This window comes from Geodermatophilus sp. SYSU D00705 (assembly GCF_054050135.1).
In genome coordinates this window covers 22,015-43,199 of the sequence record NZ_JBJGYT010000019.1, presented here as the reverse complement: position 1 = coordinate 43,199, position 21,185 = coordinate 22,015, and the positions used below count along the sequence as shown (strand labels likewise).

The following is a 21,185-nucleotide window of genomic DNA, read 5'->3' as shown; positions in this document are numbered from 1 at the left end:
CCCCGCCGCGGGCTTGGCCCGGCTCTGCCTTGACAGTGACCCCGGATGGGCAGACAGTGCGCCGCGACGGTCCAGCGCAGGGCCCGGAGGATGCCATGAGCCACGGTCAGGTCGACGCCGTCGAGATCCTCCGCCGTGAACTCGACGCCGTGGGGAGCCTCCTGGAGGCGCTCTCCGATGCCGACTGGGAACGCTCCACACGGCTGATCCCGGAGGGCGACGGTGTCCCCCGGTGGCGGGTGGCCGACCTGGTGGCCCACATCGACATCTCCATAGGCCTGACCCTCGGGCTGCTCGACAGCATCCAGTCGGGCCAGCCCGGCCGCGACCGGGCCAGCTTCTTCATCGCCGACCGCAGCCAGGTCGCCCCCGTCGTCTACGCGTACGCCGTCGGGCACGCCGCCACACACGACCGAGCCAGCCTGGTCGAGCGGACCCTTGCCACCTTCGCTGCGAGCCTGAGTGGGATCCGGCAGCACCCGCCGGACACGATCGGCTCGGGCTTCTTCGCGCTCATGCGCCTGGACGAGTGGGTGCCGACCCGGGTCGTCGAGGCGGTGGTCCACGGCATCGACCTCACCGACGCCCTGGACCGGCCCATGGTGGCGACCCCCGAGGGCATCGACGTCACCGCGGCGATCCTCGACGACGTGCTGGCCCGCCGCACCGTCGCCGGTCGGCCCACGGACCTGGGGGACGCCGTCGCCTGGGTCCGCGCCGCCTCTGGCCGCGAGGCGCATCCCGACCCGCGACTCCCGCTCATCGTCTGAGCGCGACGAACGCACCTGCTGGGGGGAACCCGGGCCACCAGCACGGACGACGGACCGCACGGCGACTGTCCAACGTCTCGACCGGGACTTCCGACCGGCCGTGGTCCCGCGGCGACGCGCTCCGAGCGGGGCGCGGACGCCCGGGCCGCCTGATGGTGGCCAAAGCCACCCTCAGAACGGATCAGGGGCCGTTCCGGATCTCTCCGGAGACGGCCCCTGAGCTGCGGTTTCCCGCTGTCGGGCTGACAGGATTTGAACCTGCGACCCCTTGACCCCCAGTCAAGTGCGCTACCAAGCTGCGCTACAGCCCGAGCGCCGGGCGGCTCGCACCGCCCGATCGCTGCAGGAAGCAGGTTACCGCACCGGTCCCGCACTCCTGACCGGTGGTCAGCCGCGCGCCGCCAGCGGGGTGTCCGCGGCGGCCAGCACCTGGCGGAGCGTCGCCGCGAAGGCCTCCGGATCGCCGGTCTGGCCGTACTCACCGCCGAGGAAGCCACCGTGGTCGCCGGGGAAGACGACCGTCGTCGTCCCCAGGCGCTCGGCCAGGGCTCGCGCGGCCCGGTGCGCCAGCTGCCCCTCGGAGCCGACCCCGGCGGCGACGACGACGCGGGTCGACGCCGCGCGCAGGGCCGCGACGTCGTGCTCGTGGTGGGTGCACGACACGATGTTCTGACCGGCCAGCGGATCGTCGCGGGAGCCGTCGTCCTCGGTCGGCAGCCCGAACGCGGCGGGGTCCGGCGCGGGCTGGTCGGCGAGGTCGGCGGGCACCGGGCCCTGCCAGCCCACCAGCCGGATGAACTCGGCCATCGCCGGTCCGAGTCCGCTGCGCTGGTAGGTCTCGTGCACGTGCCGGGTGGCGGCCAGCGCCTCCTCGCGGTCGGGCAGCAGCTGCGCCGCCGGCGGCTCGTGCGCGACGAGGGTGCGCACCTGCTCCGGGTGCCGGGCCACGAGCACCAGCGCGTTGACCGCTCCCCCGCTGCTGGCGAAGACGTCCACCGGCCCGGCGTCCAGGGCCGTGATCAGCCGGGACAGGTCGTCGGCGTGCTCGTCGGGCGTCGTCTCCGGCGCGCCGTCGGTGCGCCGGCTGCGCTCGACCCCGCGCGGGTCGTAGGTGACGACCGTGCGGTCCGGGAAGTGCGAGGCCAGTGTCGTGAACCCCGCCGCGCCCATCGGCGAACCGATCATCAGCAGGACCGGGCCGTCGCCGGGGCGGACGTCGTAGGTCAGCACGGCCCCGGGGACCTCCAGGGTGTGCGTCTGCGCTCCGGTCATGGTCGGCCTCCGGACGGGGTGGGAGCGGGCTGTCCTCCCTCAGACCCCCGCCGGAGGCCGGACTCATCGCTCAGCTCTTGGACTTCTCCGTGCCCCGCCCCTCGCGCACCTTGACCGAGATCTCGATCGGCGTGCCGTGGAAGCCCCAGCGCTCGCGCAGCTTGCGCTCCAGGAACCGGCGGTAGCCGGCCTCCAGGAAGCCGGTGGAGAAGACGACGAACCGCGGCGGGCGGACGTCGGCCTGCGTCACGTACTTGATCTTCGGGGCGCGGCCGCCACGGGCCGGCGGCGGCGTCTCCTGGACCAGCGCGCGGACGTAGGTGTTGAGCTCCGCGGTCGGGATGCGGGACTCCCACGAGGCCAGCGCGTCGCGCAGGTGCTGGGCCAGCTTGCCCACCCCGCGACCGGTGTTGGCGGAGATGTTGACCCGCGAGGCCCACTTCACCCGGGCCAGGTCGCGCTCGATCTCCCGCTCCAGCTGGGCGTGGCGGTCCTCGTCGAGGGTGTCCCACTTGTTGAAGGCCAGAACCAGCGCCCGGCCGGCCTCGATCACCTGGGTGATGACCCGCTGGTCCTGCTCGCTGATCACCTCGTCGGCGGCCAGCAGCACGACGGCGACCTCGGCGGCCTGGATGGCGGCCTCGGTGCGCAGGCTGGCGTAGTACTCCATGCCGCTGGCGGTGTTGACCTTGCGCCGCAGGCCGGCGGTGTCGACGAACCGCCACTCCTCGCCGCCCAAGGAGACGATCGAGTCCACCGGGTCGACGGTGGTGCCGGCGACGGAGTCCACGACCGAGCGCTCGTCCTTCGCCAGCCGGTTGAGCAGGCTGGACTTGCCCACGTTCGGCCGGCCCACCAGCGCCACCCGCCGCGGGCCACCCTCCTCCAGCTGCTCGCGCGGCGCCTCGGGCAGCGCGTCGAGCACCAGGTCGAGCAGGTCGCCGCTGCCGCGCCCGTGCAGCGCGCTGACCGGCTGCGGCTCCCCCAGGCCCAGCGACCACAGCTCGGCGGCGTTGGCCTCGCTGCGCTCGTCGTCGACCTTGTTGGCCACCACGATCACCGGCCGGTCGCTGCGGCGCAGGATCCGCGCGGCGGCCAGGTCGGTGTCGGTGGCGCCCACCGAGCTGTCGACGACGAACACGATGACGTCGGCGGTCTTCATCGCGTACTCGGCCTGCCGGCTGATCGAGGCGCCCAGCCCGGCGGCCTTCGGGTCCCAGCCGCCGGTGTCGACGACGGTGAACCGCTTGCCGTTCCACAGCGCCTCGTAGGTGATGCGGTCGCGGGTCACGCCCGGGACGTCCTGCACCACCGCGGCGCGCCGGCCCAGGATCCGGTTGACCAGCGTCGACTTGCCCACGTTCGGGCGGCCGACGATCGCCACGACGGGCAGCGGCCCGCCGTTCCCCTCGCTCATGACCGGGCTCCCACGGCGGACCGCGCCAGCTCGACGACGCGGTCGACGACGCCCTCGCGGTCCAGGTCGGTGCTGTCCACGACCACCGCGTCGGCGGCCGGGCGCAGCGGGCTGTCGGCCCGGCTGCTGTCGTACTCGTCGCGGCGGCGCAGGTCGACCGCCAGGGCGGCCACCTCCTCCGGCGTCGTCAGGCCCAGCTGCGCGGCCCGGCGCTCGGCCCGGGCCTCCGGCGCGGCGGTCAGGTAGACCTTGAGCGTGGCGTCGGGCAGGACGACGGTGCCGATGTCGCGGCCCTCGACCACCACCGCGTCGGCCGCGGCCACCAGGGCCCGCTGCTGGTCGACCAGCCGGCGGCGCACCGCGGGCACCGCCGAGACCGCCGACACCGCGCGGGTCACCTCCGCACCGCGGATGCGCACGGCCACGTCGACGCCGTCCACCTCGACGAGCTCCGTGTCCGCCGCCGTCCCGACCTCGATGCGGGCCTGCGCGACGACGGCGGCCACGGCCTCGGCGTCCTCCGGGTCGGCGCCGGCGTCCAGGACGGCGACGGTCGCCGCCCGGTACATGGCACCGGTGTCCAGGTAGGCCGCGCCCAGCCGGGCGGCCACGGCGCGGGCGACGCTGGACTTGCCCGTGCCCGACGGCCCGTCGAGGGTGATCTGCCCCCGGAACCCGGCGCTCACCGTGTCACCTCGCTGCTCCGCAGCACGTTCGCTCCGCTCCTCGCTCGCTGGCGCTCGCTGCGATGCTCACTCACTGGGCGATGTCCCGTCGCAGCGCGACCGCCCCCCGCAGGTACACGTGCTGGATCTCCGCGCGCGGGCGCTCGGTCTCCACGTGCGCCATGAGCCGCAGCACCCGCGGCAGCGCGTGCGGGACGTCGATCTCGCTGGCGCACATCAGCGGCACGTCGCCGAACCCGAGCTCCCGCGCGGCCAGCGCGGGGAACTCCGAGACCAGGTCGGGGGTGGCGGTGAACAGGATGCTGATGACGTCGTCGTGCTGCAGCTGGTTGCGCTCCATGACCGTGCTGACCAGCTCGCGGGTCGCGTCGAGGACCAGCTCCCGGTCGTCGGCGTCCACCTGTGTCGCACCCCGGATGGCTCGGACGGCCACTGCCACTCTCCTCGATCGATGCGGGGCACGGGTCGCCGTGCCCCTCGGTCGAGTCTAGGTAGGCCCTGCCACCCGCCTCGGCCGAGTCCGGGGAGGCAGCCCGTAGAGCGCGCAGGCGTTGTCCCGCAGCACGCGCTCGCCGGCCCGTCGCGCCTGGTCCGCGAACAGGTCGCCGTCGGCCACCAGCTCGCCGAGCACCGCCCCGAGGACCGCCCGCCCGGTCCGGGCGCCCAGCCAGTGCAGCTCGGGCACGCCCGTCCCGTCGGAGCTGTAGGTGAGCTTGGAGAACGGGGCCGCACCCAGCGCCGCGCGGGTCATCGCCCGCAGCTCGCCGGTGGAGAGGAAGGGGATCGCGTAGGACAGGTCCAGGTGCGCGTTGCCGTAGACCGAGGCGAGGAAGGCGCCCTCCCGGACGTAGGGCCAGCAGCCGTGCAGCAGGACCACCGGCACCGGCCGGTAGGCCGGCTCCTCCAGCACCGCGCGCAGCTGCAGCGGCGAGGCCCGGCGCAGGTCGACGTCGGGGTCGCCGTAGCCGACGTGGAACTGCACCGGCAGCTCCTGCGCGGCCGCGGCGGCGAGGGCGAGGTGCAGCAGGGTGTCCAGCAGCGGCTGGTGCCCCAACCGCACCGCGCCGGTGGCGGCCACCTCCTCCCGCGCGGCCCGGAAGGCGGCCCGCGCGTCGTCCTCCGGCCACCGCTGGATCGCCAGGCCGGTGCGGTAGGCGGCGATGCTCTTGAGTCCGGCGTACCCGGCCGCGCGGACGTCGGCGGTGGCGGCGCGGACGGCGTCCACCAGGACGGGGTACCGCGCGTGGGCGGCGACCAGCTCCTGGAAGAGCACCTCCAGCCGCAGCAGGGACACCCGGTGCGCTCCGCTGCAGGCGTCGAAGGCCTCCCCTGACAGCACGGAGTCCGGCGAGGGGAAGCCGGTGTCGACGACCACGCCGCCGATCCCCGCGTCGGCGAACAGCCGGGCCACGAGCTGCCCGGTGTCCAGCCGGCTCCGCGCCTCGAGGACGGCGTCCTCGTCGGGCGGGACGCCGTGGAAGGCGGCCATGGCCCGCAGCAGCCGGCCCGAGAAGGCCGTGTGCCGGGCGTCGCGGGCGCGCACCGCCGGGTCCGGCGACTCGGTGAACCGCCCGCGCCAGGCCGCGGGGTCGGGGTCCGGACGGCGCTCGACGCCGTGGCAGTGGCCGTCGACGACGGGGACGTCGCTGAGGTCGACGGCGGGCACGGCGGCTCAGAACCGCGCGAAGTGGGCGCGGAGCTCGAACTCCTCGTCCTCGGCCGCGAAAGCCTCCGCCTCGGAGCGGCGCACCGCGAGGTAGCAGCGCGCCAGCAGGTCGCCCAGGGCCCCGAGCAGCAGCGGGCTCTTCTCCAGCTCGTCCAGCGCCGCGGCCATCGAGGTGGGCAGCGGCCGCACCCGGCCGCGGGCGAGCGCCTCGGCGGACATGCGCGCCGGGTCGTGGGCGCACGGCTCCCCCGGCTCCAGCTCCCGCTCGATCCCGTCCAGGCCGCAGGTGACCAGCGCCCCCAGGGCCAGGTAGGGGTTGGCGCTGGGGTCCGACGGCTTGAACTCCAGGTTGGCGGTCTGCTCCTCGCGACGGTGGAACGGCGAGCAGACACGCACCGCCACCTCCCGGTTGTCGAAGCCCCAGCCGGTGGTCGCCGAGGCCCACGCGCCGGGGACCAGCCGCCGGAAGGAGTTGTAGCTGGGCGTCGTCAGGGCGACCAGGGCCGGCAGGTGCTCGCAGACCCCCGCGACGAAGTGCCGGCCCAGTCGCGACAGCCCGCCCGGCGCGGCCGGGTCGTACAGGGTGCTGTGCCCCTCGCCGTCCCACAGGGACAGGTGCACGTGCGCACCGTTGCCGATGGCGTCGGGCCAGGGCTTGGCCGCGAACGAGGCGACCAGGCCGTGCCGGAGGGCCACCCCGCGGACGGTGTCGCGGAACCTCATCTGGTTGTCGGCCGCGCCGAGGGCGTCGGCGTGCCGGACGGAGATCTCCTGCTGCCCGGGGCCGTACTCGTTCATCGCCGCCTCGACGACGAGGCCCTGCGCCTCGAGCGCGTCGACGGTCTCGACCACGACCGGGGCGGTGAGGTCGGCGCCGATCACGCTGTAGACCGGCGCGTGGTCGCGGGTGTCGAACGGCACGTAGCGCCCGTCGACCTCCCGGGCCAGCGAGAACTCGTTCTCGAACGCGGCCCGCACGTGCACGCCGAGGCCGGCGGCGCGGACGACCACCGCCTTGAGGAACGAGCGGGGGCAGGCGCCCCAGTCGCGGCGGTCGTGGCCCACCTGGTCGCACAGGACCCCGGCCGTGCCCGGCACCCAGGGCAGCACGGTGAAGGTCGCGGGGTCCGGCAGCAGCCGGATCTCCCCGACCGGCTCCATGCCCTCGACGTGCACCAGCTGCTCGAGCTGGTTGATCGCCATCTGCGCCCGGGTCAGGCCCACGCCCTCGACGAGCTTGTGCGGCAGCTGGGAGACGTGGACGGCCTTGCTGTGGGCGATGCCGCTGACGTCGCACCACTCGAAGCGGACCAGCCGCAGGTCCCGCCGTCGCGCCGCGGCGAGGACGTCGGTGCCGGTCATCGCAGGCTCCTCCCGCTCGGCCGGTGCCCAGCGCACCACGTCGCCGCCCGCGGGGACAGGGCCCGGCCGATGGCGGGTCAGCCGAGCGGGCGGATCCCCCAGGTGCCCGTCGTCGACGCCCCCGGCTCCAGCCGGATGACCGCCTCGCCGGTCTGGAACGCGTTGGGCGGGCAGGTCATCGGCTCCACCGCCAGGCCGCGGCGCCTCCGCGGCTCCGGCACGACGTCGCCGGTGAACAGCTGCAGGTACCCGTAGGCGCCGTCCATCCATACCGCGACGCCGCGGCCGTCGGGGCCGAGCAGCCGCACCTCGGCCAGCCCGTCCGGGCCGCGCTCGAGGCCGGTGAAGCAGGAGTCGACGACGAGGTCCCCGATCCGCGGTCCGCCGCGCAGGTCGTACGGCGTGCCCTCCACCGGCACCGCGCCGGTCGGGACGGCCCGCTCGTCGGTCTCCAGCAGGGTCGCGGCGGGCGCCACCAGGGTGCAGTCGTCCAGGCGCGCGCCGGTGAGGACGTAGGGGTGGTGGCCCTCCCCGTACGGCAGCGCGGCGGCGCCCTCGTTGGTGGCGGTGGTGGTCACCCGGAGACCGACGGCGGACAGCTCGTAGGCCACCCGCAGCCGCAGGGTGAACGGGTAGCCCGGCTGCGGGTGGAGCAGGTGCTCCAGCACCACCCGGTCCTCGGCGCGGTCGACCGCCCGCCAGGAGACGAACTGGACCAGGCCGTGGATGGCGGTGCCCCGCTCGGGCTCGGTCACCGGCGTCCGGTGCTCCTCGCCGTCCCAGACGTAGCGGCCGTCGCGCAGCCGGTTGGGCCACGGCGCCAGCACGTGCCCGCGGGCGTGCGGCGCCATCTCGTCGGCGCCGTAGCCGTCGACGACGTCGCGGTCCCCCACCCGGTAGGTGCGCAGGCCGCCGCCCACCTCCACGACGGTCACCTCCGAGTCGCCGGACCGGAGCACGAACTGCTCCCCGGTCGGCGGGATCACCGCACCCGCTCCGCGGTGAGGTCGCGGACCTCGGCGTAGCGCTCGCGCACGTGCGGCACCGGGTCGGCCTCGTGCACCTCCGTGCCGGGCCGGGGCCACTCGGGGGCGGTGTCGCCCCCGTGGAGCACCCACGCCGCCTGCCGGGCCGCGCCGTCGGCGACGTACTCCCCCGGCGGCGGGACGAGCACCGGCACGCCCAGGACGGCAGGCGCGATCCGGCGGACCGCCTCCGACCGGGCGCCGCCGCCCACCAGCAGCACCCGGCGGACCGGGGTGCCGGTCGCGGCGACCGCGTCCAGCCCGTCGGCCAGCCCGCACAGCAGGCCCTCCACCGCGGCCCGCGCCAGGTGCGCGGGATCGGCGGTGCCGAGGGTCAGCCCGTGCAGGGCGCCGGTGGAGGTGGGGCGGTCCGGCGTCCGCTCCCCTTCCAGGTAGGGCACCAGCACCAGCCCGCCGGACCCGGGCGGGGCGGACAGCGCCAGCCGGGACAGCTCGGCGTGGTCGACGCCGAGCAGCCGGGCGGTCGCGTCGAGCACCCGCGCGGCGTTCAGCGTGGCGATCAGGGGCAGGAAGTTGCCGGTGGCGTCGGCGAAGCCGGCGACGGTGCCGGTCGGGTCGGCGGCCGGGGTGGTGGAGACGATCGACACCACCCCGGACGTGCCGATCGACAGGACGACGTCGCCGGGCTCCGCAGCCAGGCCCAGCGCGGCGGCGGCGTTGTCCCCGGTGCCCGGCCCGAGGACCGCGCCGCCGGGCGTGCGACCGCCGGCCTCGGCGGGGCCGAGCACCCGGGGGACGACGGCGGCGTGGCCCAGCGCCCGCTCCAGCAGGTCGATCCGGTACTCGCCCCCGGCCGGTGACCAGTAGCCGGTGCCGCTGGCGTCGCCGCGGTCGGTGACCAGGGCGTCGAGGGACGGCGCCCCCGCCAGCTGCCAGGTCAGCCAGTCGTGCGGCAGGCAGACCGCCGCGGTCCGCGCCGCGTTGGACGGCTCGGCCTCGGCCAGCCAGCGCAGCTTGCTGACGGTGAACGACGCGACCGGCACCAGGCCCACCGCGTCGGCCCACGCCTGCCCACCGCCCAGCTCCTCGGTGAGGTCGCGGGCGGCCTGCGCGGAGCGGGTGTCGTTCCACAGCAGCGCCGGCCGGACCACCGCGCCGTCGTCGTCCAGGCACACCATGCCGTGCTGCTGGCCGCCCACGGCCACCGCCGCGACGTCGTCCAGCCCGCCGGCCTGGCCCAGCGCCTGCTGCAGCGCCGCCGCCCAGGCGGCGGGGTCGACCTCGGTGCCGTCCGGGTGCGGCGCCCGGCCCTCGCGGACCAGGGCGCCGCTGCCGGCGTCGCGGACGACGACCTTGCACGCCTGGGTCGACGTGTCGACCCCCGCCACCAGCGCCATGACTCAGCGCGCGCCGAGGAGGTGCTCGACCGCCAGCTGGGACAGCCGCACCGCACCGGCGCCACGCGCGGCGGCGGCGTCGACGTCGAAGTCCTCGAACGAGCCGCGGTCGGCCAGCAGGTCCTCGTAGGACTCGCCCTCGGCCAGCGTGGGCCGGGACAGCTCCGGCACGCGGGCGGCGGTCAGCGCCTCCTGCACCTCGGGGTCGGCGCGGAAGGCCTGCGCCCGCTCCTTGAGCAGCAGATAGGTGTGCATGTTGGCCGCGGCCGACGCCCACACGCCGTCCATGTCCTCGGTGCGCAGCGGCTTGTAGTCGAAGTGCCGCGGGCCGTCGTAGGCCGGCGCGCCGTCGACGCCGCCGTGCTCCAGCAGGTCGACCGTGGCGAAGGCCGACAGCAGGTCGCCGTGACCGAAGACGAGGTCCTGGTCGTACTTGATCCCGTGCTGGCCGTTGAGGTCGATGTGGAACAGCTTGCCCTGCCACAGCGCCTGGGCGATGCCGTGCGTGTAGTTGAGCCCGGCCATCTGCTCGTGGCCGACCTCGGGGTTCACGCCCACCAGGTCGGCGTGCTCGAGGGTGGAGATGAAGGCCAGCGCGTGCCCGATGGTGGGCAGGAAGATGTCGCCGCGCGGCTCGTTCGGCTTGGGCTCCAGGGCGAAGCGCAGGCCGTAGCCGCGGTCCTCGGAGTACTGGGCGAGGGTGTCGATGCCCTCGCGGTAGCGGTCCAGCGCGGCGCGCAGGTCCTTCGCGGTGTCGACCTCCGCGCCCTCCCGGCCGCCCCACAGCACGTAGACCGACGCGCCGAGCTCGGCGGCGAGGTCCATGTTGCGCATGACCTTGCGCAGCGCGAAGCGGCGGACGTCGCGGTCGTTGGCGGTGAGCGCGCCCTCCTTGAACACCGGGTGGGTGAACAGGTTGGTGGTCACCATGGGCACGACCACGCCGGTCTCCTCGAGCGCCGCCCGGAACCGCTTGACGTGCTGCTCGCGGGCGGTGTCGTCGCTGCCGAACGGGATGAGGTCGTCGTCGTGGAAGGTGACGCCGTAGGCGCCGAGCTCGGCCAGCCGGTGCACCGACTCCACCGGGTCGACCGCGTCCCGCGTGGCGTCGCCGAACGGGTCGCGTGCCTGCCAGCCGACGGTCCACAGACCGAAGGAGAACTTGTCGTCGCGGGTGGGCTGGAGCGCGCTCATGGGATTCCCTCCATCGGGTTTTGTTCTTCCGTAGAACATAAAGCAGGGACCCCGCTACTCTCAAGGGGTGCGCGCGACGGAAGGGACCGGGGCGACCCAGTCGACGCTGCGCAGCGCCAACCTCGCCCTCGTCCTGCGGACCGTCTGCGCCGCGGCCGCCCCCCTGTCCCGCGCGGACATCGCCGCCCGGACCGGGACGACGCGTGCCACCGCCGCCCGGCTGGTCGACGACCTCCTCGTCGGGGGGCTGCTCGACGAGGGCGAGCGCATCGCGCCGCCCCGGCGCGGCCGCCCCGCCACGCCGCTCCTCCCGAGCGCCCGCATCGGCGCCCTGGGCCTGCAGGTGGACGCCGGGCTGCTCGCCGCCCGGGTGCTGGACCTGCGCGGCCGGGTCGTGGCGGAGTCCGTCGAGGACGGCGACTTCGTCGGCAGCGACCCGGAGACCACGCTCGCCCGGCTCGGCGCCCTGGCCACGGGGCTGCTCGCCGGGCCGGCCGGGGAGCTGCGGCTGGCCGGCGCGGGCCTGGCGCTCCCGGGGATCGTCCGCGTGGCGGAGGACCTGCTGCTGCGCGCGCCCAACCTCGGCTGGTCCGACGTCCCCGCCGCGGACCTGGTGGCCGCGGCCCTGCCCGACGGCCTGCGCCCCGCGCTGGGCAACGAGGCCGACCTCGCCGCCCGCACCGTCGCCGAGGTGGCGCCGGGCCGCCCCGGCCCGCTGCGGGACTTCCTGTACCTCTCCGGCCAGATCGGCATCGGCGGTGCCGCCGTCCTCGACGGGCGGGTGATGACCGGCAGCGCCGGCTGGGCCGGCGAGGTGGGCCACGTGTGCGTCGACCCCGCCGGCCCACGATGCCGCTGCGGCTCGACCGGGTGCCTGGAGCAGTACGCGGGCCGCCACGCCCTGCTCGCCGCGGCCGGGCTGCCCCTGGACACCCCGCCGGCCGAGGTGGTCGCGCGGGCGGCCGAGGGGGACGCCGCGACGCTGCGGGCCCTCGACGCCGCGGCCGGCGCCCTGGGCATCGCGCTGGCCGGCGTGCTGAACGTGCTGGACCTGCCGACCGTCGTGCTGGGCGGGCACCTGGGCGCCCTCGCCGACCTGCTGCGCCCCGGCGTGGAGCAGCTGCTGGCCCGCCGGGTGCTGTCGGCGCGCTGGCGGCGACCGGCCATCCGAGCCGTTCCGGCGGCCCCGGCAGCGGGGGCCACCGGGGCCGCGCTGCGCGCGCTGGCCGACGTCCTGGCCGACCCCGTCCGCTGGGTGGCCTGAGAGCGGCTAGAGGCCGACCTGCTCCTGCAGCGCGCCGACCTCGGCGCGGGTGAGCCGGCGGATCGAGCCGACCCGCATGCGCTCGAGCTTCACCGGGCCGACCGCCGTGCGGGTCAGCCGCGACACCGGGAGGCCGACGTGCGCGAGCAGCCGGCGGACGATGTGCTTGCGGCCCTCGTGCAGGACCACCTCGACCACCGACTGGCCGGCGTGGGTGTCGACCACCCGGAAGGAGTCGACCTTCACCGGGCCGTCCTCGAGCTCGACGCCGGCGCGCAGCCGCTTGGCCATGTCGCGCGGGATCGACCCGGACACCTGCGCGAGGTAGGTCTTGCGCACCTCGTAGGAGGGGTGGGCCAGCCGGTGGGCCAGCTCGCCGTCGTTGGTGACCAGCAGCAGGCCCTCGGTGTCCTGGTCCAGGCGGCCCACGTGCACCAGGCCGGGGGCGAGGTCGCCGACCATGTCGCCCACGGTCGGGCGGTTGCGGTCGTCGCTCATCGCGGTGATGACGCCGGCGGGCTTGTTGAGCGCGTAGGTGACGCGGTCGTCGCGCAGCTCCAGCCGGGCGCCGTCGACGGCGATGCGGTCCCGCCGGGGGTCCACCCGCATGCCCTGCACGGTCACGGTGCGGCCGTTCACGCTGATCCGGCCGGCGTCGATCATGTCCTCGCAGACGCGGCGGGAACCGACCCCGGCCCGGGCCAGGACCTTCTGCAGCCGCTCGCCCTCCCGCTCCTCGTCGGGCTCGGCGGACCCGCGGTCACCGGGGTGGACGGGGGCGAGCTCCATGTCCTCCGACCAGCCCTCGCCGGCCTCGGTGGTGTTCTCGTCGTGCGGGGCGCTGTTCATCGCCGTCCAGTCTCCCACCCGGCGGCGCGGGTGCCGCCGGGTGCGGACCGGTCAGCAGTTCTCCTGGCCCCAGTCGTCGACGGCCGACCCGGTGGAGACCAGGTCCTCCTGCAACCGGGTGGCCTCACCGACGAACTCGGTGTTGGCCGACGGGTCGGTGAGGTCGACCTCGTTCAGCAGGTCGCGCATCCCGGTCCAGGCCTCGACCAGGGCCTGCCACTCGTCGGCGACGTCCTCGGGCGGATCGACGGCCTCCAGGCGCTCGACCGCGTCGCCCACGATGCCCGGCGCCTGCTCCGGCTCCGCGGTGGCGCCCTCCAGCTGGGCGGTCACGTCGGAGAGCAGGTCGGGGACGTCCTCGCAGAACGCCGCCTGGCGCTCCTCCTCCTCGGACGCGCCGCACCCGGCCAGGAGGACGGCGGCGGCCGCGAGCGGGGCCCCGAGCGCACGGACGGAGGGTGGGCGGGGCATGCGCCGACCGTAGCGTCCGGCCGGGTGCGGGGCGCGTCTCACGCGTCGGGGTGCTCGTCGAGGAGGCTGGCGGTCTCCGGCAGCAGCGGGCCGAGCTCCGGCAGCTCGTCGAGGCCGGTGAGCCCCAGCCGCTCGAGGAACAGCGGCGTCGTGCCGTACAGCCCGCCGCCGGTGTCGGGGTCGCTGCCCACCTCGTGCACCAGCCCGCGGCTGACCAGCGTGCGCATGACGCCGTCCACCCCGACGCCGCGGATCGCCGACACCCGGGCGCGGGTCACCGGCTGGCGGTAGGCGATGACCGCGAGGGTCTCCAGCGCCGCCTGGGTGAGCCGGCTGCGCTGGCCGTCGACCAGGTACCGCTCGACCACCGGCGCGTAGTCCTCGCGCGTGTAGAGCCGCCAGCCCTCGCCCACCCGCCGCAGGGTCAGGCCCGCGGCGCGGCGGTCGTAGTCGCCGGCGAGCTCGGCGAGCGCCGCCCGCACCTGCGGCACCGGGCAGCGCAGCGCACCGGCCAGGGTGACCTCGTCGACCGGGGTGTCGACGACGAACAGCAGCGCCTCGAGGCCGCCGCGCAGCGCGACCGGGTCGAGCTCCTCGGCGACCGGCTCGGGCTCCGGTTCGGGCTCGGGCTCGGGCCGGGCGGCCGCGGGTGGCGGCAGCGGGGCGGGCTCGGCGACCGGCGCCGGCTCCGCCGCCTCCTGGGCCGGTGGCCGCTCGGCGACCCGCGCGGCCAGCTCGGCGGCGACGGCGTCCCAGGTCTCGGCGTCCGGGCCGCCCTGCTCCTCGGCCGCCTCGCGGGTGGCGTCCAGCTCCGCGGCGAGGGACTCCCAGGAGATCGGCGGCCGCTCCTCGCTCATGCGTACTCCTCGTCGGCGTGGGCGTCGTCGGCGTCCGGCTCGGGCTCGCTGCCGCCGGTCCACCGGACGGAGAGGTCGCCGAGCGGGGTCAGCTGCTCGAAGGTCACCCGTTGCTGGCGGTAGAGCTCCAGCAGCGCGAGGAACCGGGCGATGACCTCCAGGGTGTGCCCGCAGTCGGCGGTCAGCGCCCGGAAGGTCGCCGTCCCGGCCGCGATGAGCTGGTTGCGCACCAGCAGCAGTTGCTCGGAGACGCTCACCGCAGGCGCGTGCAGGTGCGAGACGCCGACGACCGCGGGCGCCTTCGGGGTCAGGGCCCGGGTGGCCAGCGCCGCGAACTGCTCCGGGGTGAGGCCGAGCAGCACCTCGGGGAGCAGCTGGGCGAAGCGCGGCTCGAGGGCGGCGTCGCGCGGGTGGCGGCGGGCCGCCTCCCCCTCCCGCTCGCGGAGGAAGGCCGCGGCCTGCTTGTACGCCTTGTACTGGAGCAGCCGGGCGAACAGCAGGTCGCGGGCCTCGAGCAGCTCGAGGTCCTCCTCGTCCTCGACGTCCGCGGCCGGCAGCAGCCGGGCGGCCTTGAGGTCGAGCAGGGTGGCGGCGACGACGAGGAACTCGCTGGCCTGGTCGAGGTCCAGCTCGTCGCCGAGCGCCCGCAGGTGGGCGATGAACTCGTCGGTGACCTTCGACAGCGCGATCTCGGTGACGTCGAGCTTGTGCTTGCCGATCAGCTGCAGGAGCAGGTCGAACGGCCCCTCGAAGTTGGTGAGCCGGACGGTGAACCGGCCCGACGGCGCGGGCTCGGCGACCGCCGGGTTCCCCTCCACGCCCTCAGCGTAGGTAGCTCCCCGGCCGGACCGGTGACGCAGCGCTCCGTGCGGGCTGTCGACGGCCTGTGCACAGACCGTGGCGTCCGGCGCCTCCGGACGACGATCTGTGCACAGGCTGCGACCGCGGGACCCGGAGGACGCCGGGGAGCTCAGCGGCCCTTGAGCCGCCGGACGAGGACCGACTCCTCGCCGCGCTCGCCCAGGTCGGCGAGCAGGACGGCGATGGCCTCGCGCACGATGCGGCCGCGGTCGGCGGCCACGCCGTGCTCGGCGCGCAGCGACAGCCGCGCGCTCTCCAGCGCGAGCAGCTCCTCGGCGGAGATGTAGACGGTGATCTTCTCGTCGTGCTTGGTGCGCTCGGTGCGGGTCGCCCGCCCGCGCGTGGGCCGCGACGGCGTGCGCACGGGGGCCGGCGCCGGGGCGCGGTAGGCCGCGAGGGCGTCGTCGGTGTCGGCGGCGCCGCCGGGGACGAGGGTCAGCGGCGCGGTCGTCTCGGCCGCGGTCGGCTCGCTGCGCCGGGCGGCGGCGCCGCGCAGCGCGGGCGAGCTGACCGTGGCGCTGAGGCTGGGCAGCTCGGTGACCTCGGGGGTCGCCTCGACGGCGTCGGTGCGCCGGAACAGCTCGGCCGCGCCGGGGAGGACGGGACGGCGTGTCACAGGGCCAGGACCTCCTTGGCCAGGTCGCGGTAGGCGGACGCACCGGAGGAGGTGGGCGCCCAGGTGGTGATGGGCTGGCCGGCGACCGTGGTCTCCGGGAAGCGCACGGTGCGGTGGATGACGGTCTGGAAGACGGTGTCGCCGAAGGCCTCGACGACGCGGCTGAAGACCTCGCGGCAGTGCACGGTCCGCGAGTCGTACATGGTCGCGAGGATCCCGGAGATCTCCAGGTCGGGGTTGAGCCGCTCCTTGACCTTCTCGATCGTGTCGACCAGCAGGGCCACGCCGCGCAGCGAGAAGAACTCGCACTCCAGGGGGATCACCACGCCCTGCGCGGCGGTCAGGGCGTTGACCGTCAGCAGGCCGAGCGAGGGCTGGCAGTCGATGAGGATGTAGTCGTACTCGTGCCGGACGTCGGCGAGCACCCGCAGCAGCGTCTGCTCACGGGCCACCTCGCTGACCAGCTGCACCTCGGCGGCGGACAGGTCGATGTTGCTCGGCACGAGGTCCAGGCCGGGGATGTCGGTCTGCACCAGGACGTCGCGCAGCGAGGTCCGCCGCTCCATGAGCGCGTTGTAGATGGTGCGGTCCAGGTTCTGGGCCGGCACGCCCAGGCCCACGGAGAGCGCGCCCTGCGGGTCCAGGTCGATGAGCAGCACGCGGCGGCCGTACTCGACCAGCGAGGCACCCAGGTTGATGGTGGACGTCGTCTTGCCGACGCCGCCCTTCTGGTTGCACATCGCGATGACGCGGGCGGGCCCGTGCTGGGTGAGCGGCTTGGGCTCCGGCAGCGGGCGCACCCGCGCGCGGGCGGGGTCCAGCCGCGAGGCGGCGGCGCCCATCTCCGGTCCGGTGTCGGTCGGGAGCGCGACGGCCGGGGCGGCCACGTCCCCTCGGATCGCCATCGGTCAGGTTCCTCCACCTCGTGCCCGTTCCGGCCTCGGGGGCCGGGGCGGTCAGCCGTTCTGCCGCGCGGGTGATCCAGACGCTAGGGAGGATCCCGCGATTTACCGAGGAGGCACGCCGCGCGCCGTGTCGACATGGCGACCACTGCCAACCCGGAGCGGCGGTTCGGGCAGATCTGCTGGCAACTGCCACCGAACCAGCGGGACGCCGACTGTCAGGTGAGCGCCCGCGGGTGGCTGCTGGCGTACACCTCGCGCAGCCGGTCGACGGTGACGAGCGTGTACACCTGGGTGGTCGTCACCGAGGCGTGGCCGAGCAGCTCCTGCACCACGCGGACGTCGGCGCCGCCGTCGAGCAGGTGGGTGGCGAAGGAGTGCCGGAGGGTGTGCGGCGACACGCTGTCCACCAGGTCCACCCCGTCCACCCCACCCGCCCGCTCGGCCGCCGTCCGCAGGATCGCCCAGGCGCTCTGCCGGGACAGCGGGCCGCCGCGGGCGTTGAGGAACAGCGCGCCGCCGCGCACGCCGGAGCGGCCGGCGGCGGCCAGCGCCGGGCGGGCGCGCACGAGGTACTCCTCGACCGCGCGGACGGCGAAGCTGCCCACCGGCACGATGCGCTGCTTGCCGCCCTTGCCGGCCAGCCGCACCACCGACTGGCCGCGGTCCAGGTCGTCCACGGCCAGCCCCACGGCCTCGGAGATGCGCGCGCCCGTGCCGTACAGCAGCTCCAGCAGCGCGCGGTCGCGCAACCCGCGGGGGCCGTCGACGGCGCCGGCGGCCTCGATGAGGGCCACGACCGACTCGACCGGGATCGCCTTGGGCAGCCGCCGCGCCGGCGTCGGCGGGCGCACCTCGTGGGCGACGTCGTCGGGGACCAGCCCGTCGAGCAGGGCGAAGCGGTGCAGCCCGCGGACGGCGACCACCGCGCGCGCGGCCGAGGTCGCCGACAGCGGCGGGTGGGCGTCGTCGCCCTGGCGCAGCGCGGTGAGGAAGCCGGCGACGTCGGACTCGGCGACCTCCGCCAGCCCGCGCACCCCGGCGGCCTCGAGGAACTCGGTGTAGCGGCGCAGGTCGCGACGGTAGGAGGCGATCGTGTTCGCGGCCAGGCCGCGCTCGACGGTCAGGTGGTCGAGGTAGCCGGTGACGGTCCGCGCGACGTCGGTGGCGGGTGCGACGGCGGTCAGTGGAGGACCTCCTCGAGTCCGACGGCGGACATCCCGTGGGCCGCCGCGACCTCGGGCAGCACCACCTGCCCGGCGACCACGTTGACCCCGTGGGCCAGCGCCCGGTCCGCGCGCACCGCGGCGACGGTGCCCTCGGAGGCCAGGGCCATCACGTAGGGCAGCGTCACGTTGGTGAGCGCGTGGGTCGAGGTGTTCGGCACCGCGCCGGGCATGTTCGCCACGCAGTAGAACACCGACCCGTGCACGCGGAAGGTCGGCTCGTCGTGCGTCGTGGGCCGCGTGTCCTCGAAACAGCCGCCCTGGTCGACGGCGATGTCGACCAGCACCGAGCCGGGCTTCATGCGCGCCACCAGCTCGTTGCTGACCAGCGTGGGCGCCTTGGCACCGGGCACCAGCACCGCGCCGATGACGAGGTCGGCGTCGAGCACCGCGCGCTCGATCTCGTAGGCGTTGGAGGCCACCGTCTGCAGGTGCCCCTGGTAGATGCGGTCGGCGGCGCGCAGCTTGTCGATGTCCCGGTCCAGGACGACGACCTCCGCCTGCATGCCCAGGGCGATCGCGGCGGCGTTCATGCCGGAGACGCCGGCGCCGATGACCACGACCTTGGCCGCGTACACGCCGGACACCCCGCCGAGGAGCACCCCGCGGCCGCCGTGCGCCCGCTCCAGGCTGTGCGCCCCGACCTGCGGGGCCATGCGGCCGGCCACCTCCGACATGGGCGCCAGCAGCGGCAGCGCGCCGTTCGCCGTCTGCACCGTCTCGTAGGCGATCGCCGTGGTGCCGGAGGTGACCAGGGCGTCGGTGCACTCCTTGGACGCCGCCAGGTGCAGGTAGGTGAACAGGGTCTGGCCCGCGCGCAGCCGGCCGTACTCCTCCGCGACCGGCTCCTTGACCTTGAGCAGCAGGTCCGCCGCGCCCCACACGTCGTCCGCGGTGGGCACGATGCGGGCGCCGGCCGCGACGTAGTCGTCGTCCGGGATGGAGGACCCCTCCCCCGCGCCCCGCTCGACCAGCACCGTGTGCCCGGCGCGCACCAGCTCGGTCACCCCGGCGGGGGTGAGCGCCACCCGGTACTCGCGGTTCTTGACCTCTCGGGGGACCCCGACCCGCATGTCCGCACTCCAGCTCCCGGTGCGGGGGCACCCGAGGGTGACGGGGCCCCGTCCCGCGTCGTGGGCGCCCGGTCGGGGCGCGCCTCGCGCGGAGTGTAGGCGGGATCACCTGCCGCGCCCGAGCGCAACGGGCCGCGGGCACCGGCACGGGTGAACGCCGTCCGTCCCCGGGTAGGGGCCTCCGGCCCGATCCCCCTGGAGGACCTCGATGCGCCTGTACGCCCCCCGCCCGCGCCTGCGGGGCCTGCAACTGGCCGCGGACGCCGGCATGCTCGCCTGGCTGGTCCTCTGGGTGCTGGTGGCCCGGGCCGTGCACGGCGCCGTCCTGGTGCTCGCCGAGCCCGGCCGGGCGGTCGAGGACCTCGGCGCCTCGGTGGCCGGGAACATGGCGTCGGCGGCCGAGGCCGCCGGCGACGTGCCCCTCGTCGGCGACGACCTCGCCGCGCCCTTCGACGCCCTGGGTGCCGCGGGGACCTCCGCCGGCAGCACGGGGCAGGCCGTGCAGGACGCCGTGGGCACCCTCGCCGCCCTGCTGGCCGTCGTCCTCGTGGCGCTGCCGGTGGGCTGGCTGCTGCTGCGCTGGGCGCCGTGGCGGCTGCGCTGGGCGCGGGAGGCCGGCGCGGCGCAGGTCCTGGCCGCCGCGGATCCGGACGCCCTCGCCGCCCGGGCGCTGGCCACGGCACCGCTGCCCCGGCTGGCCGCGCTGCCCCCGGGCACCGCGGCGGCCTGGCACGCCGGTGACGCGGCCGCGACGCGAGCGCTGGCGGGCCTCGAGCTGGAGCGCCTCGGGCTGACCGCGCCGGTTTGGCGTTGAGGACGGCCCCACCCGTGCCGATGTCCCTCCCGGAGACCCGGAGGTGGGCATGGCCGGAGGGCGGCGGGGCGGTCGGCAGCAGAGCCGGCGGGACGGACGGCGGCGACGCGGCACCGGCCGGCGGTACGGCACCGCCGTCGGGGTGGTCGCCGCCGGGCTGGTCACGCTGAGCGTGCCCGCAACGCAGGTGGCCGCCCAGCTCACGGCCGTCAGCCGGCCCTCACTCCCCTCGGCGCCCGCCCCCGTCGTCCCGCCGGCCGCCGCCCTGGCCGAGGAGACGGCGACCCTGCCGGTGACCGTCGCGCCGCCGGTGGTCGCCACCGGCCCCGCTCCGCTGGCCCCCCGGGGCGTGCAGGTCGACGTCCCCCACCCGATGGTGCCCCGCGGGGTGCCGATGGAGACCGAGCTCCCGGAGGCACTCTGCGGCAGCACCGGCAGCCCGCGGCGGATCAGCCCGACGGTCGTGCCCGGCCCCGGGTCGGCGGCGGTGAGCTGGCCGGCGGACGGCCACACCGACGTCCGCCGCTACCGGGTGCAGGCGGTGAGTCAGCGACTGGTGCCCGGTGCGCAGCCCGTGCCGCCGCAGCAGGTCGTCGCCCAGGCCGCCAACTGCGTGGAGGTCGGCGCCACCCTCGCCGGCCTGGAGCGCGGGGTGCCCTACGTCTTCTGGCTGGAGGAGGAGATCGAGGTGGACTCGGCCCTCCGCTGGGTGCAGGTGGGCACCTCGAGCCCGGTGACCATCGGCTGACCCTCCCGGTCGCCCGACGTCGGCGAGCCGGATGGGGCGGCGCCGGCCCTGGTGGTCGTTGCCGGATCCTCGTGCTCTGCCCAGCCACGTGGGCAGAGCACGAGCATCGGCGAGAGGGGTGTGGACGCCGGCCGCGCGCGTCCCGGTCCCGGACTACTCCGCGTCGGCCGGGCGCAGCTCGGGCTTCGTGGCCCGCACCTGGGCGGCGGCCAGCACGCCGATGACCGCCGAGGCGTTGCGGATGCCGCCGGCGAGGACCCGGGCGACCGCGTCGGCGAGCGGCACCCGCTCCACGGTCATGTCCAGCTCCTCGTGCTCGACGACGAAGCCGTCGGGCCGGTCGATCTCCGAGAGCCCCTCGGCGAGGTAGATCAGCACCTGCTCGTCGCAGAAGCCCGGGGTGCTGAGGTTGTTCACCATCAGCGACCAGCGCTCGGCCGACAGCCCGGCCTCCTCCGCCAGCTCCCGCTTCGCGGTGGCCAGCGGCGCCTCCCCCTCGGCGTCGCGCAGGCCGGCCGGCAGCTCCCACAGGTACCCGCCGACCGGGTGCCGGTACTGCCGGACCATCACGACCCGGTCCTCGTCGTCCACGGCGGCGACGCACACGGCGCCGATGTGCCGCACGACCTCGCGGTCGCTGGTCCCGCCGCCGGGCATGGCGACGGTGTCCCGGACCAGCGTGATGATCCGGCCCTCGTGGAGGGTCTCGGAGGACAGGACCTCGTACTCCCCCGGCCGGGCGGGCTCCGTCACG

22 protein-coding genes and 1 tRNA gene are annotated in these 21,185 nt (G+C 75.8%); 4 read left to right on the top strand and 19 right to left on the bottom strand.

The genetic code is table 11. The annotated features are described in order from the left end of the window. Positions 1 to 95: 95 nt before the first annotated feature. Positions 96 to 770 carry a maleylpyruvate isomerase N-terminal domain-containing protein gene (locus ACI78Q_RS15530; protein ID WP_456924303.1) on the top strand — a complete coding sequence of 225 codons (675 nt, stop codon included), beginning with the start codon at positions 96 to 98 and terminating at the stop codon, positions 768 to 770. A gap of 237 nt (positions 771 to 1,007) precedes the next feature. On the opposite strand, the gene ACI78Q_RS15525 is transcribed toward ACI78Q_RS15530, so the two are convergent. The 10 genes from ACI78Q_RS15525 to xylA all read right to left on the bottom strand — a co-directional run bounded on the left by ACI78Q_RS15525 (position 1,008) and on the right by xylA (position 10,750). Beyond that, positions 1,008 to 1,081: transfer RNA gene (locus ACI78Q_RS15525), tRNA-Pro, on the bottom strand. Between the two features lie 76 nt (positions 1,082 to 1,157). Beyond that, positions 1,158 to 2,042, bottom strand: a complete 885-nt coding sequence (locus tag ACI78Q_RS15520) for an alpha/beta fold hydrolase (protein WP_456924302.1) — start codon at positions 2,040 to 2,042, stop codon at positions 1,158 to 1,160. Positions 2,043 to 2,112: 70 nt separating this feature from the next. Then, positions 2,113 to 3,459, bottom strand: a complete 1,347-nt coding sequence (gene der, locus ACI78Q_RS15515; protein WP_456924301.1) for a ribosome biogenesis GTPase Der — start codon at positions 3,457 to 3,459, stop codon at positions 2,113 to 2,115. Then, entirely contained in the window at positions 3,456 to 4,145 is a 690-nt protein-coding gene (cmk, locus tag ACI78Q_RS15510) for a (d)CMP kinase (RefSeq protein WP_456924300.1), read from the bottom strand. The genes der and cmk overlap by 4 nt, the downstream gene beginning before the upstream one ends. 70 nt (positions 4,146 to 4,215) lie before the next feature. After that, entirely contained in the window at positions 4,216 to 4,578 is a 363-nt protein-coding gene (aroH, locus tag ACI78Q_RS15505; protein ID WP_456924299.1) for a chorismate mutase, read from the bottom strand. A gap of 54 nt (positions 4,579 to 4,632) precedes the next feature. Next, positions 4,633 to 5,811: an amidohydrolase family protein gene (locus ACI78Q_RS15500; RefSeq protein ID WP_456924298.1), complete on the bottom strand. Its 1,179-nt coding sequence runs from the start codon at positions 5,809 to 5,811 to the stop codon at positions 4,633 to 4,635. A gap of 6 nt (positions 5,812 to 5,817) precedes the next feature. Further along, positions 5,818 to 7,173, bottom strand: coding sequence for a glutamine synthetase family protein (locus ACI78Q_RS15495; protein WP_456924297.1), 1,356 nt, complete (start codon positions 7,171 to 7,173; stop codon positions 5,818 to 5,820). 77 nt (positions 7,174 to 7,250) lie between these two features. Beyond that, entirely contained in the window at positions 7,251 to 8,159 is a 909-nt protein-coding gene (locus tag ACI78Q_RS15490) for an aldose 1-epimerase family protein (protein ID WP_456924296.1), read from the bottom strand. Next, on the bottom strand, positions 8,156 to 9,556 hold the full coding sequence (gene xylB, locus ACI78Q_RS15485; protein WP_456924295.1) for a xylulokinase: 1,401 nt from the start codon (positions 9,554 to 9,556) through the stop codon (positions 8,156 to 8,158). The genes ACI78Q_RS15490 and xylB overlap by 4 nt, the downstream gene beginning before the upstream one ends. 3 nt (positions 9,557 to 9,559) lie before the next feature. Then, positions 9,560 to 10,750: a xylose isomerase gene (gene xylA, locus ACI78Q_RS15480; protein WP_456924294.1), complete on the bottom strand. Its 1,191-nt coding sequence runs from the start codon at positions 10,748 to 10,750 to the stop codon at positions 9,560 to 9,562. A gap of 67 nt (positions 10,751 to 10,817) precedes the next feature. On the opposite strand from xylA, the gene ACI78Q_RS15475 reads away from it, so the two are divergent. Then, complete coding sequence (locus ACI78Q_RS15475) at positions 10,818 to 12,014, top strand: ROK family protein (RefSeq protein WP_456924293.1); 1,197 nt, start codon at positions 10,818 to 10,820, stop codon at positions 12,012 to 12,014. Positions 12,015 to 12,020: 6 nt separating this feature from the next. On the opposite strand, the gene ACI78Q_RS15470 is transcribed toward ACI78Q_RS15475, so the two are convergent. The 8 genes from ACI78Q_RS15470 to ald all read right to left on the bottom strand — a co-directional run bounded on the left by ACI78Q_RS15470 (position 12,021) and on the right by ald (position 18,869). Next, on the bottom strand, positions 12,021 to 12,863 hold the full coding sequence (locus ACI78Q_RS15470; protein WP_456924292.1) for a pseudouridine synthase: 843 nt from the start codon (positions 12,861 to 12,863) through the stop codon (positions 12,021 to 12,023). Positions 12,864 to 12,914: 51 nt separating this feature from the next. Beyond that, positions 12,915 to 13,334 (bottom strand): hypothetical protein, encoded by a 420-nt coding sequence (locus ACI78Q_RS15465; protein ID WP_456924291.1) that lies wholly within the window; start codon positions 13,332 to 13,334, stop codon positions 12,915 to 12,917. A 38-nt stretch (positions 13,335 to 13,372) separates the two neighbouring features. Continuing rightward, positions 13,373 to 14,191 carry an SMC-Scp complex subunit ScpB gene (gene scpB, locus ACI78Q_RS15460; protein WP_456924290.1) on the bottom strand — a complete coding sequence of 273 codons (819 nt, stop codon included), beginning with the start codon at positions 14,189 to 14,191 and terminating at the stop codon, positions 13,373 to 13,375. Continuing rightward, positions 14,188 to 15,009 carry a segregation and condensation protein A gene (locus ACI78Q_RS15455; protein ID WP_456924289.1) on the bottom strand — a complete coding sequence of 274 codons (822 nt, stop codon included), beginning with the start codon at positions 15,007 to 15,009 and terminating at the stop codon, positions 14,188 to 14,190. The genes scpB and ACI78Q_RS15455 overlap by 4 nt, the downstream gene beginning before the upstream one ends. A 152-nt stretch (positions 15,010 to 15,161) precedes the next feature. Then, entirely contained in the window at positions 15,162 to 15,668 is a 507-nt protein-coding gene (locus tag ACI78Q_RS15450) for a hypothetical protein (protein ID WP_456924288.1), read from the bottom strand. Beyond that, positions 15,665 to 16,573: a ParA family protein gene (locus tag ACI78Q_RS15445; protein ID WP_456924287.1), complete on the bottom strand. Its 909-nt coding sequence runs from the start codon at positions 16,571 to 16,573 to the stop codon at positions 15,665 to 15,667. The genes ACI78Q_RS15450 and ACI78Q_RS15445 overlap by 4 nt, the downstream gene beginning before the upstream one ends. A gap of 215 nt (positions 16,574 to 16,788) precedes the next feature. Continuing rightward, a complete protein-coding gene (locus ACI78Q_RS15440) occupies positions 16,789 to 17,757 on the bottom strand; it encodes a site-specific tyrosine recombinase XerD (RefSeq protein WP_456924334.1) in 969 nt (322 codons plus the stop codon). Next, positions 17,754 to 18,869 (bottom strand): alanine dehydrogenase, encoded by a 1,116-nt coding sequence (gene ald / locus ACI78Q_RS15435; protein WP_456924286.1) that lies wholly within the window; start codon positions 18,867 to 18,869, stop codon positions 17,754 to 17,756. Before ald ends, ACI78Q_RS15440 begins: the two co-directional genes overlap by 4 nt. Positions 18,870 to 19,077: 208 nt before the next feature. Here ald and ACI78Q_RS15430 point away from each other — a divergent pair, with 208 nt between their 5' ends. After that, positions 19,078 to 19,683: a hypothetical protein gene (locus tag ACI78Q_RS15430; RefSeq protein WP_456924285.1), complete on the top strand. Its 606-nt coding sequence runs from the start codon at positions 19,078 to 19,080 to the stop codon at positions 19,681 to 19,683. A 49-nt stretch (positions 19,684 to 19,732) separates the two neighbouring features. Beyond that, positions 19,733 to 20,431: a hypothetical protein gene (locus ACI78Q_RS15425; protein WP_456924284.1), complete on the top strand. Its 699-nt coding sequence runs from the start codon at positions 19,733 to 19,735 to the stop codon at positions 20,429 to 20,431. 153 nt (positions 20,432 to 20,584) lie between these two features. Here the strand turns inward: ACI78Q_RS15425 and ACI78Q_RS15420 are convergent, their stop codons facing one another. Then, positions 20,585 to 21,184 (bottom strand): NUDIX domain-containing protein, encoded by a 600-nt coding sequence (locus ACI78Q_RS15420; RefSeq protein ID WP_456924283.1) that lies wholly within the window; start codon positions 21,182 to 21,184, stop codon positions 20,585 to 20,587. Position 21,185: the final 1 nt, after the last annotated feature.